Origin of the sequence: Citrobacter sp. Cpa228, from assembly GCF_030333085.1 — a bacterium.
GTDB classification, from domain to species: Bacteria; Pseudomonadota; Gammaproteobacteria; order Enterobacterales; family Enterobacteriaceae; genus Citrobacter; species Citrobacter pasteurii.
The window spans coordinates 249,795-264,183 of record NZ_JAOWGQ010000042.1; the positions used below are offsets into that span (position 1 = coordinate 249,795).

The window sequence follows — 14,389 nt, forward strand, 5'->3', positions numbered from 1 at the left end:
GCCTTAAGCCTTTGGCGGTTCCGTACGGGCAAAACTTTCACGTTGAAAGAGCGTTTCCACCAGTTTGACCAGACGCGGGCGGTCAACACACCAGCCGGGCGCGACCCGACGGAAATTGAGATAACCGACGGCGCAGGCAATCGCAATGGTAGCCAGGTTAACCGTATCCGTTTTCAGCGTACCGTCCGCCAGATAGCCTTCCAGCATATCCAGGCTACGGGTTATCTTCTCCCGCTGGCGTAACAGTTCAGTTTCTGACTGCTGCGCGGCGGGGCGAGCCTGCTCGCGCACCGAGACTAATCCCGCATCCATAATACCGTCGGCCAGCGCTTCCAGTTGACGAACTTTGAGTGCTGCCAACGGTTCACGCGGCAGCATGGCTGGCGCAATATCCAGCAGCTCTATGTATTCTGCGATGATTGGGGAGTCGTACCAGTACTCACCCTCATCAGTGACCAACGCGGGCACTTTTCCTAATGGATTGTAACGCGCCACGCCGCTATCCGCGTTATAGGGGAGTTCATTCACAAATTCGAAGATGATGCCCTTTTCCAGTAACAGAATAGAAATTTTACGCACAAAAGGGCTGGTATAGCTGCCAATGAGTTTCATGCCGGGTCCTTTTTGCCAACAAAAATATCAGTATGGCTCAGGTCACCATAAATGGCAGGTGATGACGGTCTCAATGATCCAAATAAAGGTAATGCATCCAACTGGTCATACGCAGCAGTACCTTACGCATCACCGACACGTGGGCAAAATGGTCGGAGTAAACCGCCACCTGGGCATAAATACCGTCCGGTAGCGCATCCACATCAGCATTGGGAGCCAGCTCAATTGTGGCCAGCACGCCATCGGTACCCGGCACCACCGTCAGAGACTGCAATGCTCCTTGAGCCTGATAAGAACCTCCCGGCACAACCGGCAGAATGCTGGTGAGCTTGCCGGGGAATACCTGGCCTGGCAGCGCGTTGAAGACAACTTCCGCTTCATCACCCGGTTTAAGACGCAGCAATGAGTTCTGGCGGAATTGCGCCACGATTTGCCGTTTTTGTTCCGGAATAAACACCATCACCGGGCGCAGAGGCAGCGCGGCGGCGTAGGTTCCGGGCCGAATAAGCACCTGCGTAACATAGCCGTTGCTGGGGGCGCGGACGATAGTCTGCTCAAGATTGTATTTGGCTTCAGCGAGCTGAGCGCGCAGGGAGGCAACCTGAGATTGCTCCCCGTTGACCATACTGTCTAACTGACTCTGAATCTGCGTCTGTTCGGCAACGGAACCTTTTACCAGCGCGTCCTGTGCCAGATAGTTCTGCCGCGCGTTGTCGATATCGCTTTCAGAGAAGGGATTAACCTTCGCCTGGCTGCCCTTCAAATAGCGTTGATAATCTTTATACAGACGATCGCGTTCCGCGGAAACGCGGGTAGTATTGGCGACAGCTTCAGAAAGTTGGGCTTTCAGATTGTCGATATTGTGCGTGGCGGTAACAAGATCGGCTTGCAGTCGGTCCACTCGCGCCTGATAACGCACAGGATCGAGTTTAAATAACACCTCGCCTTTTTTAATTAGCTGATTATTTTTATCTGTCACCTCACTCACAATTCCCGTGACCTGCGGGGTTACAGGAATTGAAATAACCGCCTTTTGCGCCGTAAAGGTATACGGATGGTTATAGTTCATTAATAAGATGAGTCCCGCCACAATAAACACCCCACCTAATGCGGCGGTGGCAAGCGTCCATTGGTTTACCGGAATACGGAATATTTTAAAGATGGCCCAGGCAAATGCCACGTAAGTCAGGACAATCAACAAATCCATGATCAAATCTCCGGAAAGGTGGAGTTATCGTCTTTTTTCTCCCCATCCAGTCTTTTTTCCAACTGGGTTATGCGCGTAGCCAGCGCGGCAATGTCAGGGTCAGGTTCCTTCCCGGTCGGCGTAATGTGTGACTGCATCCCCCAGCCTCGTTCTGGCTGATAGAGCGTGGCCCAGATCCACAGGAACGGCCAGATGACGTGCAGCGTAAATAAGCTCACCCAACCCGCAGTATGGATGGCATCGGCATGGGGATGGTTGCGCTTCTTAGCCATGTTATAGGGAATATCATGGATGGCGATGATTCCGTAAAACAGAACCAGAAAAACGAAGATCAGCACACCTAACGCGAAATAGTTTAGAAACATACCCGCCTCGTATTCACGCTAATCAGAGCTTTCAATTGCAGGCAGCCGAAAGGAGTCATGACTGGTAATTTGAACATAATTGCAGTTAGTCATTTCCGCCATACCACCAGGGTATAAATTTGCAGGTTAACGGCTCGCGGGGTAGCAACAAGAAATGGGGGATGAAACAGAATCCGCGCCAGATCACATCAGGAGAAATCCCGACAAATATTTATTGCGAAGTAGATCACAAATACTCAACAAACAGCCAAAGCAAAAACGTGAACAACTTCACATTTAAGTACCTTTTTCAGCCCACTCTCGCGTAATGATGTTTTTTTATACCGGGATTTTGTGATCAAAATCACATTAAGTAATACCGTAAACCCTATATTTACGTGATATTGATCACACTAAAAGTCATCGACTGGACAGTTGAACGATTCAGTGCCAGATTTCGCAGTATCTACAGGGTCCGGCTACCTCCTGCCGCTACATTAACAAACCTCGGGCTTTCAGCCTGCGCGATAGCAAACATAAGAAGGGGTGTTTTTATGTCATCCGATATTAAGATCAAGGTGCAAAGCTTTGGTCGATTCCTCAGCAACATGGTGATGCCAAATATCGGCGCGTTTATCGCGTGGGGTATTATCACCGCATTATTCATTCCGACAGGGTGGTTGCCAAACGAAACGCTGGCGAAGCTGGTCGGCCCAATGATCACCTATCTGCTGCCGCTGTTGATCGGTTATACCGGTGGTAAGCTGGTTGGCGGCGAGCGTGGCGGCGTGGTCGGTGCTATCACCACCATGGGCGTTATCGTCGGCGCCGATATGCCGATGTTCCTCGGCGCGATGATCGCAGGTCCGCTGGGCGGCTGGGCTATCAAACATTTCGACGGCTGGGTAGACGGTAAGATCAAGTCCGGTTTTGAGATGCTGGTGAATAACTTCTCCGCTGGCATCATCGGGATGATCCTCGCCATTCTGGCATTCCTTGGCATTGGCCCATTGGTTGAAGCACTTTCCAAAATCCTGGCGGCAGGCGTTAACTTCATGGTTGTCCATGACATGCTGCCGCTGGCGTCTATCTTCGTTGAACCGGCGAAAATCCTGTTCCTCAACAACGCCATCAACCACGGTATTTTCTCACCGCTGGGTATTCAGCAGTCCCATGAGATGGGCAAATCCATCTTCTTCCTGATTGAAGCTAACCCGGGTCCGGGTATGGGCGTCCTGCTGGCATACATGTTCTTCGGTCGCGGCAGCGCTAAACAGTCTGCAGGCGGCGCGGCTATCATCCACTTCCTGGGTGGTATCCACGAAATTTACTTCCCGTACGTGCTGATGAACCCGCGTCTGATCCTGGCCGTCATCCTCGGCGGTATGACTGGCGTATTTACCCTGACTATCCTGAACGGCGGCCTGGTTTCTCCGGCCTCTCCGGGTTCTATTCTGGCCGTACTGGCAATGACGCCGAAGGGTGCTTACTTCGCCAACATCGCGGCAATTTGTGCGGCAATGGCGGTCTCCTTTGTGGTCTCGGCCATTCTGCTGAAAACCAGCAAAGTGAAAGAAGAAGATGACATTGAAGCCGCAACCCGTCGTATGAACGACATGAAAGCGGAATCCAAAGGCGCATCTCCGCTGGCGGCGGGCGACGTGACCAACGACCTGAGCCATGTGCGTAAAATCATTGTTGCCTGCGATGCCGGCATGGGTTCCAGCGCCATGGGTGCGGGCGTACTGCGTAAGAAAGTGCAGGATGCCGGTCTGTCGCAGATTTCCGTCACCAACAGCGCGATCAACAATCTGCCGCCGGATGTGGATTTGGTCATTACCCACCGTGACCTGACCGAACGCGCTATGCGCCAGGTTCCGCAGGCACAGCACATTTCGCTGACCAACTTCCTCGACAGCGGTCTGTACTCCAACCTGACCGAACGTCTGGTCGCTGCGCAGCGCCACAACGTGAACGAAGAGAAAGTCCGCGATCACCTGCAAGACAGCTTTGAAGAGGGTGATACCCATCTGTTCAAACTGGGTGCGGAGAATATCTTCCTGGGCCGTAAAGCCACCAACAAAGAAGAAGCGATTCGCTTTGCCGGTGAGCAACTGGTGAAAGGCGGCTATGTTGAGCCGGAATACGTCGAGGCGATGCTGGACCGCGAAAAACTGACCCCGACTTACCTCGGCGAGTCCATCGCTGTACCGCACGGTACGGTTGAAGCCAAAGACCGCGTGCTGAAAACCGGCGTGGTGTTCTGCCAGTACCCGGAAGGCGTACGTTTCGGTGAAGAAGAAGACGATATCGCCCGCCTGGTCATTGGTATCGCTGCGCGTAACAACGAGCACATCCAGGTGATCACCAGTCTGACCAACGCGCTGGATGACGAATCCGTGATCGAACGTCTGGCCCATACCACCAGCGTGGATGAAGTTCTGGCGCTGCTGGCGGGTCGTAAGTAAACCCCGTTGCCCGATAGCGCTACGCTAATCGGGCCTACGGTTTCCTCTCCCGCAAGGGAGAGGGTTTGGGTGAGGGGAAATCTATGCAGTCCCTCACCCCAGCCCTCTTGGGTAAAAACATTAATGAAGGTTAATACTATGAAAGCATTACATTTTGGCGCAGGTAATATCGGTCGTGGCTTTATCGGCAAACTGCTGGCGGACGCGGGGATACAGCTGACGTTCGCGGATGTAAATCAGGTCGTGCTCGATGCCCTGAATGCCCGTCATAGCTATCAGGTTCATGTGGTCGGTGAAAACGAGCAGGTTGATACCGTTTCCGGCGTCAACGCCGTGAGCAGCATCGGCGATGATGTCGTTGAACTGATTGCCCACGTAGATTTAGTCACCACCGCCGTCGGTCCGGTCGTGCTTGAGCGTATCGCTCCGGCCATCGCCAAAGGGCTGGTTAAACGCAAAGCGCAGGGTATCGTGACTCCGCTGAACATCATCGCCTGTGAAAACATGGTGCGCGGCACGACCCAGTTGAAAGGCCACGTAATGAACGCGCTGGCAGATGAAGACAAAGCCTGGGTTGAAGAACATGTTGGCTTCGTCGATTCCGCCGTAGACCGCATCGTTCCCCCTTCCGCTTCTGCGACCAACGACCCGCTGGAAGTCACCGTCGAAACCTTCAGTGAGTGGATTGTCGACAAAACGCAATTCAAAGGCGAACTGCCAAACATCCCGGGAATGGAATTAACTGATAACCTGATGGCATTTGTCGAACGTAAACTCTTCACGCTGAACACCGGGCATGCTATAACCGCGTACCTCGGAAAATTGACCGGTCATCAGACCATCCGTGACGCGATTCTCGACGAGAAAATCCGTGCAGTGGTAAAAGGTGCGATGGAAGAGAGCGGCGCGGTACTGATCAAACGCTATGGCTTTGATGCGGCAAAACATGCAGCATATATTCAGAAAATCCTCGGTCGCTTTGAAAACCCGTATCTGAAAGATGACGTTGAGCGCGTTGGCCGTCAGCCACTGCGTAAACTGAGCGCGGGCGACCGTCTGATTAAACCGCTACTGGGCACGCTGGAGTACGGCCTGCCGCACGCGAATCTGGTCACCGGTATTGCAGCAGCGATGCACTATCGCAGTGAAGAAGATCCGCAGGCACAGGAGCTGGCCGCGCTGATTGACGAAAAAGGTCCGCAGGCCGCGCTGGCGCAGGTTTCCGGTCTGGATGCCAATAGTGATGTGGTGGCGGAGGCGGTTAACGCATATAACGCGACCAAATGATTGAGAATGTGGCGCAGGTCAGCCTGCGCCCAAATGACAGATTGTCAGATATGCAGGCAATAATGGAACAAACGCAGGCCTTTGAAAATCGTGTGCTTGAGCGTCTGAATGCTGGCAAAACCGTACGCAGCTTCCTCATCACCGCCGTAGAACTGCTCACCGAGGCGGTGAATATCCTTGTGCTTCAGGTATTTCGCAAAGATGACTATGCGGTAAAATATGCCGTAGAACCGTTGCTCGACGGTGACGGTCCGCTGGGCGATCTTTCCGTTCGTCTCAAACTCATCTATGGTCTGGGCGTACTCAGCCGCCCGGAATATGAAGATGCGGAACTGCTGATGGCGCTGCGGGAAGAGTTAAACCATGACGGCAATGAATACGCGTTCACCGACGACGAGATTCTTGGCCCGTTTGGCGAACTTCACTGCGTGACGGCACTCCCGCCGCCACCGCAGTTTGATACCTCAGACTCAGGTTTGCACGCTATGCAGATCCAGCGCTACCAGCAGATGGTGCGCTCCACGATGGTACTTTCCCTGACCGAGCTGATTTCTAAAATCAGCTTAAAAAAAGCCTTTCAAAAATAAGACCCTGCAGGCTTACTTCTCTTCCTGCTGCGGTCGATACAGTTGCCGATAGTACGCCAGACGTTGCAGATACAGCTGCGCGTTCTCCTGTGGTATTTCAGAAGGGACTACGTCGCGCGGCGGTGTTTTATTCAGATATTCGCGAAAAGCCTGGCTGGAAGCCATAAAATCGACGGTCTTATCAATCAGAACCGAAACGTTATCACCTATTTTCGCCATAATCTTCCCTCCTCCATGTATTAACCGCGCTCAGCCTGTGCGGTTGCTCTTTTAAGTTTAGGATCGGTTGGGCGATTATATTAAGGAAAACGTGCTTCGCTATAAACCCGCCAATAAAAAGCGCCATGGCCAATCTTATCGCTTAAAGTCCCTTATGAATCAAAACAGTAGCATTACCATTAGCTTAATAATACTTGCGGCATTTGATTATTTATCTTCGATGAGTTGTGAATAATCCCGCTCTGCGCGCATACTATAGGATATTCATCCTATTTTTATCAGAAGCTATCCTATGAAAGAAGTCGAAAAAAACGAAATTAAACGCCTGAGCGATCGTCTTGACGCTATCCGCCACCAACAGGCTGACCTGTCCCTGGTTGAAGCCGCCGACAAATATGCCGAGCTGGAGCAAGAGAAAGAAACTCTGGAAACTGAGATCGCACGACTGCGTGAAGTACACGGCCAAAAGCTGAGTAAAGAAGCACAGAAGCTCAGCAAACTCCCGTTCAGCCGTGCCATCACCAAAAAAGAACAGGCCGACATGGGCAAGCTGAAGAAGAGCGTGCGCGGCCTGATCGTCGTCCACCCGATGACCGAGCTTGGCCGTGAAATGGGCCTGAAAGAGATGACGGGCTTCGCGAAAAGCGAGTTCTAATCTGCCACCGGGCAACACTCGCTTGCCCGGTCCTTCTCTTCCCCTCGCAATTGGCCCTACCAATTTCAGTCAGATCCTACCAGCACCTCACATTTCATTAAAATGTGCGTACAATACCGTTGCCAATAAATAACATTTGATTAACCATTCATTGTCATTACCCCTACACAACAATATTGGCAGGGCCACTTTTACACATAGTGTGACGAAGAGATGAGCACAGACTCATTGCATTATGTCAGCGGCCCCCAGGAGACCTGCAATGAATCTCTGGCAACAAAACTACGACCCGGCCGGTAACATCTGGCTTTCAAGCCTGATTGCCTCGCTACCTATTCTGTTCTTTTTCTTCGCGCTGATTAAGCTCAAGCTGAAAGGCTATATTGCGGCATCGTGGACGGTGGTCATTGCCCTGTCGGTCGCCTTATTGTTCTACAAAATGCCGGTCGATCACGCGCTGGCATCCGTGGTGTACGGTTTCTTCTATGGTCTGTGGCCGATTGCCTGGATCATTATTGCGGCGGTATTCGTCTATAAAATCTCGGTCAAGACCGGGCAGTTCGACATTATCCGTTCGTCGATTCTCTCCATCACCCCTGACCAGCGTCTGCAAATGATCATCGTGGGCTTCTGTTTTGGGGCGTTTCTGGAAGGTGCCGCTGGTTTTGGTGCGCCCGTCGCGATTACCGCTGCGCTGCTGGTTGGCCTCGGCTTTAACCCGCTGTATGCAGCAGGTTTGTGCCTGATCGTAAACACCGCGCCAGTCGCTTTTGGGGCAATGGGCATTCCGATTCTGGTTGCCGGTCAGGTCACCGGGCTGGACAGTTTTGAAATCGGCCAGATGGTGGGCCGCCAGTTGCCGTTCCTGACGATTATCGTACTGTTCTGGATCATGGCGATTATGGACGGCTGGCGCGGCGTGAAAGAGACCTGGCCTGCGGTGATGGTCGCTGGCGGCTCGTTTGCTATCGCGCAGTACCTCAGCTCTAACTTTATCGGGCCGGAACTGCCGGACATCATCTCTTCTCTGGTTTCTCTGGTCTGCCTGACGCTGTTCCTGAAACGCTGGCAGCCGGTGCGCATCTTCCGCTTTGGCGACATGGGCGCTTCCCAGGTCGATCAGACGCTGGCTCGCACCCGTTATACCGTTGGACAGGTGGTCCGCGCCTGGTCGCCATTCCTGTTCCTGACGGCAACGGTCACGCTGTGGAGCATCCCGCCGTTTAAAGCGCTGTTTGCCCCTGGCGGCGCGATGTACCACTGGGTGGTCAATATTCCGGTTCCGTTCCTCGACAAACTGGTAGCCCGCATGCCGCCGGTGGTACACGAAGCCACAGCCTACGCGGCGGTGTACAAGTTCGACTGGTTCTCGGCAACCGGTACCGCCATTCTGTTTGCCGCGCTGCTGTCTATCGTCTGGCTGAAAATGAAGCCGTCTGCCGCTCTGCAAACCTTTGGCAGCACGCTAAAAGAGCTGGCGCTGCCCATCTATTCCATCGGAATGGTGCTGGCATTCGCGTTTATCTCTAACTACTCCGGTCTTTCATCAACCCTGGCATTGGCTCTGGCGCACACCGGTAACGCCTTTACCTTCTTCTCGCCGTTCCTCGGCTGGCTGGGGGTATTCCTGACCGGTTCAGACACCTCATCAAACGCACTGTTCGCAGCCCTGCAGGCAACGGCAGCTCAGCAGATTGGCGTCTCCGATGTCCTGCTGGTTGCGGCGAATACCACCGGCGGCGTGACCGGTAAGATGATCTCCCCGCAGTCAATCGCCATCGCCTGTGCGGCCGTGGGGCTGGTGGGTAAAGAATCTGACCTGTTCCGCTTTACCGTGAAACACAGCCTGATTTTCACCTGTATGGTCGGTGTGATTACCACGCTGCAGGCCTATGTCTTAACCTGGATGATTCCATGATTGTGATGCCCAGACGCCTGTCAGACGAGGTCGCATCTCGTGTGCGGGCGCTGATTGAAGAACAACAGCTGGAGGCGGGCATGAAATTGCCCGCCGAGCGCCAGCTGGCCGTACAGCTCGGCGTATCCCGTAACTCACTGCGCGAGGCGTTAGCCAAGCTGGTAAGTGAAGGTGTGCTGATTAGCCGTCGTGGCGGCGGGACGTTTATCCGCTGGCAGCATGAAGCGTGGTCCGAACAAAACATTGTTCAGCCACTGAAAAGTCTGATGGCGGACGACCCTGATTACAGCTTCGATATTCTCGAAGCCCGCCACGCCATTGAGGCCAGCACTGCCTGGCACGCCGCCATGCGCGCCACAGCCGCCGACAAAGAGAAAATCAGGCTCTGTTTCGAGGCCACACAAAGTGAAGATCCGGATCTCGCTTCACAAGCAGACGTTCGCTTTCACCTTGCCATCGCTGAAGCCTCACACAACGTGGTGCTGCTACAGACCATGCGTGGTTTCTTCGACGTATTGCAGTCTTCGGTAAAACAGAGTCGCCAGCGTATGTACCTGGTGCCACCGGTGTTTTCACAGCTCACAGAACAACACCTTGCTGTGCTGGACGCGATTGTCTCCGGAGACGCCGATGGCGCGCGGAAGGCGATGATGGCGCACCTCAGTTTTGTCCATACCACCATTAAACGCTTTGATGAAGACCAGGCCCGCCAGGCGCGTATCACCCGTCTGCCCGGTGACCATAATGAAATTAGCAGGGAGAACAACACATGATTATTTCAGCAGCCAGCGATTATCGCGCCGCAGCCCAGCGCATTCTGCCCCCTTTCCTGTTCCACTACATTGACGGTGGCGCGTACGCGGAGCATACCCTGCGCCGTAACGTGGAAGATTTATCAGAGGTGGCACTCCGCCAGCGCGTGCTGAAGAACATGTCAGATCTCAGTCTGGAAACCACCCTGTTTAACGAAAAACTGTCGATGCCGGTGGCCCTCGCGCCTGTCGGTTTATGCGGCATGTATGCACGCCGGGGCGAAGTTCAGGCCGCCGCCGCCGCTGATGCTAAAGGCATTCCGTTTACGCTTTCGACGGTATCCGTCTGCCCAATTGAAGAAGTCGCCCCGACCATCAAGCGTCCAATGTGGTTCCAGCTGTATGTCCTGCGCGATCGCGGCTTTATGCGTAACGCCCTGGAGCGTGCCAAAGCGGCAGGCTGCTCCACGCTGGTCTTTACTGTCGATATGCCCACGCCAGGCGCCCGCTACCGTGATGCCCATTCCGGTATGAGTGGTCCAAATGCGGCACTGCGTCGCTACTGGCAGGCCGTCACCCATCCACAATGGGCATGGGACGTTGGTCTGAACGGTCGGCCGCATGATTTAGGCAATATCTCGACCTATCTTGGCAAACCCACCGGCCTTGAGGATTACATCGGTTGGCTGGCGAATAACTTCGATCCGTCTATTTCCTGGAAAGACCTCGAGTGGATCCGTGAATTCTGGGATGGTCCGATGGTGATCAAAGGGATCCTCGATCCAGAAGATGCCCGAGACGCCGTGCGCTTTGGCGCCGACGGGATTGTGGTGTCAAACCACGGTGGGCGCCAGTTAGATGGCGTGCTTTCTTCCGCCCGCGCGCTGCCCGCCATTGCCGACGCGGTAAAAGGCGATATTGCGATTCTGGCCGACAGCGGGATCCGCAACGGCCTGGACGTGGTGCGCATGATTGCACTGGGTGCGGATAGCGTGCTGCTGGGCCGTGCTTATCTGTACGCGCTGGCAACCCACGGTCAGGCCGGTGTGGCGAATCTGCTGAACCTGATCGAGAAAGAGATGAAGGTGGCGATGACACTGACCGGTGCGAAAACCATTAGCGAAATCAACCGCGACTCGCTGGTACAGGAACTGGGCAAGAGCCTGCCTGCCGCATTGGCTCCTCTGGTCCAGGGTAGCGCAGCGTAACAATCCCCCCGTAAACCCCCTTTTTCTCAATGGTCGGCCTGTTTTCAGCCCGACCATTTTTTATTCGAAAAATAACGATTGGTTAACATTTACAACCAATATATTTGACAATTATTTTTCCACCTGCCAAATGTATATACAAGCTAATACAACAGCATTTTATACATGTACCCTAAATAATTCGAGCTGCAGGAAGGCGGCGACGCAGCGAATCTCAGGAGCGTACATAAGTACGTGACTGGGGTGAGCGAGTAAAGCCAACGCACATGCAGCTTGAAGTATGACGGGTAGATAACAACCATCATAACGGGCGAGGGTGACATGGCTTATTCCGGAAAAGTGAATATCCAGCAGGCGATAGATGACAGTCCTTTTTCACGCTTTCATTGGGTAATAATCGTCCTGGGATTTCTGGTCCTGGCCATTGACGGCTTCGATACGGCGGCGATGGGCTATATTGCGCCCACGCTCTCAGCCGACTGGGGCATCAAAAAGCAGGATCTTGGACCGGTGTTAAGCGCCGCGCTACTGGGCCTCTCATTTGGCGCCCTGCTGGCGGGACCGATTTCCGATCGTATGGGCCGTAAACGCGTGCTGGTCTTTTCCTGTCTGTTCTTTGGCCTCGCCAGTCTGGGTACAGCGTATGCCGAGACGCTGAATATGCTCACATTTTGGCGCTTTCTCACCGGGCTGGGTCTTGGCGCAGCAATGCCCAATGCCATCACCCTGGTCTCAGAATTTGCCCCTAAACGCTGCCGTTCAATGGCCATTAACACCATGTACTGCGGCTTCCCTCTTGGTGCTGCGGGTGGCGGAGTTATCTCCTCCTGGCTCATTCCCAACTACGGCTGGCATAGCGTACTGCTGGCCGGCGCGATCGCCCCGCTGGCCCTCACCGTACTGTTGGTGCTGTTCCTGCCGGAGTCGGTTAAGTATCTGGTTCATCGGGGTAAAGGGGTTGCACAGGTTAAACGCATTGCTCAACGCTTTATATCGGGAAGTCTGGAACAGGTTACCCAGTTTTATCTGGAAGAAGATCGGGTGGCGGTCAAAAAAGGCAGCGTGGCACAGCTATTCAGTATGCCCTGGCTGCCGGGCACGCTGATGCTGTGGATGACCTACTTTATGGGGTTGGTTATCTATTACGTACTGCTCAGCTGGATGCCTACGCTGATGCTGGGAATGGGCTATCCGCTGGCTGAATCCGCCTGGCTGACGTCACTGTTTACCTTCGGCGGTACTGCGGGGATCCTGCTGGCCGGTTGGTTAATGGATCGCTGGGAAGCACATAAAGTGGTGTCACTCGGCTTTATTCTGACGATGCTGTTTGCCCTCGCTCTCGGGTTTGAACATAACCATATCATCCTGTTCGGCGCACTGATCTTCCTGATGGGGATTACCATGAACGGCGCGCAGTCCGGGCTGCAGACGCTGGCCGCCACGTTTTATCCAACCCACTGCCGCGCAACGGGCATTGCCTGGATGCAGGGCGTGGGCCGCTTCGGTGGCGTAGCCGGAACGATGATGAGCGCCCAGTTGCTTTCCCTGCAATGGCAGGCAGACAGTATATTAATGTTCCTCAGCCTTCCGGCGCTGGTTGCGGCTGCCGCAACGATTTACAAACTGCAACGCTATAAACCGCACGCGCTGACCGTCGCATAGTACCCGCTCTTTCTGCTATTCTGCCCCCCGTTATCAAGGGGGCAGTATGCTTAACATCGTTTTATTCGAACCAGAAATCCCGCCAAATACCGGCAATATTATCCGTCTTTGCGCCAACACCGGCTTTCGTCTGCATATTGTTGAGCCAATGGGCTTTACCTGGGACGACAAGCGCCTGCGTCGCGCGGGGCTGGATTACCATGAGTTTACCGCCGTGCTGCGCCACCCTGATTACGCCAGCTTCGTCGCCGCAGAAAATCCGCAACGTCTGTTTGCCCTGACCACCAAAGGTACGCCAGCGCATAGCGCGGTAAGCTATCAGGACGGGGATTATCTGATGTTTGGCCCGGAAACACGCGGTCTGCCTGCCAGCATTCTCGACGCGTTGCCTGCCGAACAAAAAATTCGTATTCCGATGATGCCGGACAGCCGCAGCATGAACCTGTCTAACGCGGTGTCAGTAGTGGTGTATGAGGCCTGGCGCCAGCTAGGTTATCCTGGCGCGGTATTGCGTAGTTGATTTTTGTCGGATGGCGGCTGACGCCTTATCCGACCTACGGGGTTTGTAGGCCCGGTAAGCACTGCGCCACCGGGCATAGCTCGAAATCAGATGCCATCGCCGTATTCGAAAGTATGATGTATCCCGTTGAAATGCTGATCCATATCCATAGATGGCTTATCGCTGTCAGGCTTGCCGACGATGCGCGCCGGAACGCCTGCGGCGGTTGTATGCGGGGGTACCGGCTGTAAAACGACGGAACCTGCGCCAATTTTCGCGCCACGCCCGACTTCAATGTTGCCGAGAATTTTTGCTCCCGCGCCAATCATCACGCCTTCACGAATTTTCGGATGACGGTCGCCGCCTGCTTTACCGGTCCCGCCAAGCGTGACGGATTGCAGAATAGAGACGTCGTTTTCAATTACCGCCGTTTCGCCCACTACAATACCTGTAGCGTGGTCGAGCATAATACCGCGACCAATTTTTGCCGCCGGATGGATGTCCACCTGGAAGGTAACAGAGACCTGATTTTGCAGGAAGATCGCCAATGCCTGACGCCCCTGATGCCATAGCCAGTGGCCGATGCGGTAGGCCTGAAGCGCGTGAAAGCCCTTCAGATAAAGAAGTGGGGTGGAATATTTATCGACGGCCGGGTCACGCGTGCGTACCGCCTGAATATCGCAAGCCGCCGAGGCAATCATTTCAGGATCGGCCGCGTAGGCCTCTTCCACGACTTCGCGAATCGCAATAGCAGGCATGATCGGAGAAGCGAGTTTATTCGCCAGCATATAGCTCAGCGCACTGCCGAGGTTTTCATGCTTGAGCAGCGTTGCGTGGTAAAAACTGGCCAGCATTGGCTCACATTCCGCCAGTGCCCGGGCTTCCGCTTTAATGTTTTTCCAGACGATATCCAGTTCTTCACACGGCATTGCGTACTCCAGAAGGTAGCAAAACGACCAACCCGTTCTACG

General features: G+C 54.1%; 14 protein-coding genes. 9 read left to right on the forward strand and 5 right to left on the reverse strand.

Translation table 11 applies throughout. The features are described 5' to 3' along the window. Positions 1-3: 3 nt before the first annotated feature. The 3 genes from OGX91_RS08790 to OGX91_RS08800 form a co-directional block, all read right to left on the reverse strand. A complete protein-coding gene (locus tag OGX91_RS08790; protein ID WP_005120492.1) occupies positions 4-612 on the reverse strand; it encodes a glutathione S-transferase in 609 nt (202 codons plus the stop codon). Positions 613-682: 70 nt separating this feature from the next. After that, positions 683-1,819 (reverse strand): HlyD family secretion protein, encoded by a 1,137-nt coding sequence (locus OGX91_RS08795; protein ID WP_101742499.1) that lies wholly within the window; start codon positions 1,817-1,819, stop codon positions 683-685. 2 nt (positions 1,820-1,821) lie between these two features. Then, positions 1,822-2,184, reverse strand: coding sequence for a DUF3302 domain-containing protein (locus tag OGX91_RS08800; RefSeq protein ID WP_040231593.1), 363 nt, complete (start codon positions 2,182-2,184; stop codon positions 1,822-1,824). A 533-nt stretch (positions 2,185-2,717) separates the two neighbouring features. On the opposite strand from OGX91_RS08800, the gene mtlA reads away from it, so the two are divergent. The 3 genes from mtlA to mtlR all read left to right on the forward strand — a co-directional run bounded on the left by mtlA (position 2,718) and on the right by mtlR (position 6,505). Next, positions 2,718-4,631: a PTS mannitol transporter subunit IICBA gene (gene mtlA / locus OGX91_RS08805; RefSeq protein WP_005120488.1), complete on the forward strand. Its 1,914-nt coding sequence runs from the start codon at positions 2,718-2,720 to the stop codon at positions 4,629-4,631. Positions 4,632-4,769: 138 nt separating this feature from the next. Next, positions 4,770-5,918 (forward strand): mannitol-1-phosphate 5-dehydrogenase, encoded by a 1,149-nt coding sequence (gene mtlD / locus OGX91_RS08810; protein ID WP_005120487.1) that lies wholly within the window; start codon positions 4,770-4,772, stop codon positions 5,916-5,918. Continuing rightward, on the forward strand, positions 5,915-6,505 hold the full coding sequence (mtlR, locus tag OGX91_RS08815; RefSeq protein ID WP_005120486.1) for a mannitol operon repressor MtlR: 591 nt from the start codon (positions 5,915-5,917) through the stop codon (positions 6,503-6,505). The genes mtlD and mtlR overlap by 4 nt, the downstream gene beginning before the upstream one ends. Before the next feature lie 12 nt (positions 6,506-6,517). Here mtlR and OGX91_RS08820 read toward each other — a convergent pair whose 3' ends face one another. Then, on the reverse strand, positions 6,518-6,724 hold the full coding sequence (locus OGX91_RS08820) for a hypothetical protein (RefSeq protein ID WP_005120484.1): 207 nt from the start codon (positions 6,722-6,724) through the stop codon (positions 6,518-6,520). Positions 6,725-7,016: 292 nt separating this feature from the next. Here OGX91_RS08820 and OGX91_RS08825 point away from each other — a divergent pair, with 292 nt between their 5' ends. The 6 genes from OGX91_RS08825 to trmL all read left to right on the forward strand — a co-directional run bounded on the left by OGX91_RS08825 (position 7,017) and on the right by trmL (position 13,439). Further along, positions 7,017-7,379, forward strand: a complete 363-nt coding sequence (locus OGX91_RS08825) for a YibL family ribosome-associated protein (RefSeq protein WP_005120482.1) — start codon at positions 7,017-7,019, stop codon at positions 7,377-7,379. 262 nt (positions 7,380-7,641) lie between these two features. Further along, positions 7,642-9,297 (forward strand): L-lactate permease, encoded by a 1,656-nt coding sequence (lldP, locus tag OGX91_RS08830; RefSeq protein ID WP_005120481.1) that lies wholly within the window; start codon positions 7,642-7,644, stop codon positions 9,295-9,297. Further along, positions 9,294-10,070, forward strand: a complete 777-nt coding sequence (lldR, locus tag OGX91_RS08835) for a transcriptional regulator LldR (protein WP_005120480.1) — start codon at positions 9,294-9,296, stop codon at positions 10,068-10,070. Before lldP ends, lldR begins: the two co-directional genes overlap by 4 nt. Further along, positions 10,067-11,257 (forward strand): FMN-dependent L-lactate dehydrogenase LldD, encoded by a 1,191-nt coding sequence (gene lldD, locus OGX91_RS08840; RefSeq protein WP_149691868.1) that lies wholly within the window; start codon positions 10,067-10,069, stop codon positions 11,255-11,257. Before lldR ends, lldD begins: the two co-directional genes overlap by 4 nt. 321 nt (positions 11,258-11,578) lie before the next feature. Further along, a complete protein-coding gene (locus OGX91_RS08845; RefSeq protein WP_286625991.1) occupies positions 11,579-12,919 on the forward strand; it encodes an MFS transporter in 1,341 nt (446 codons plus the stop codon). A 46-nt stretch (positions 12,920-12,965) separates the two neighbouring features. Continuing rightward, on the forward strand, positions 12,966-13,439 hold the full coding sequence (gene trmL, locus OGX91_RS08850; RefSeq protein ID WP_155021713.1) for a tRNA (uridine(34)/cytosine(34)/5-carboxymethylaminomethyluridine(34)-2'-O)-methyltransferase TrmL: 474 nt from the start codon (positions 12,966-12,968) through the stop codon (positions 13,437-13,439). Positions 13,440-13,525: 86 nt separating this feature from the next. On the opposite strand, the gene cysE is transcribed toward trmL, so the two are convergent. Next, positions 13,526-14,347: a serine O-acetyltransferase gene (gene cysE, locus OGX91_RS08855; protein WP_003024160.1), complete on the reverse strand. Its 822-nt coding sequence runs from the start codon at positions 14,345-14,347 to the stop codon at positions 13,526-13,528. Positions 14,348-14,389 lie beyond the last annotated feature (42 nt).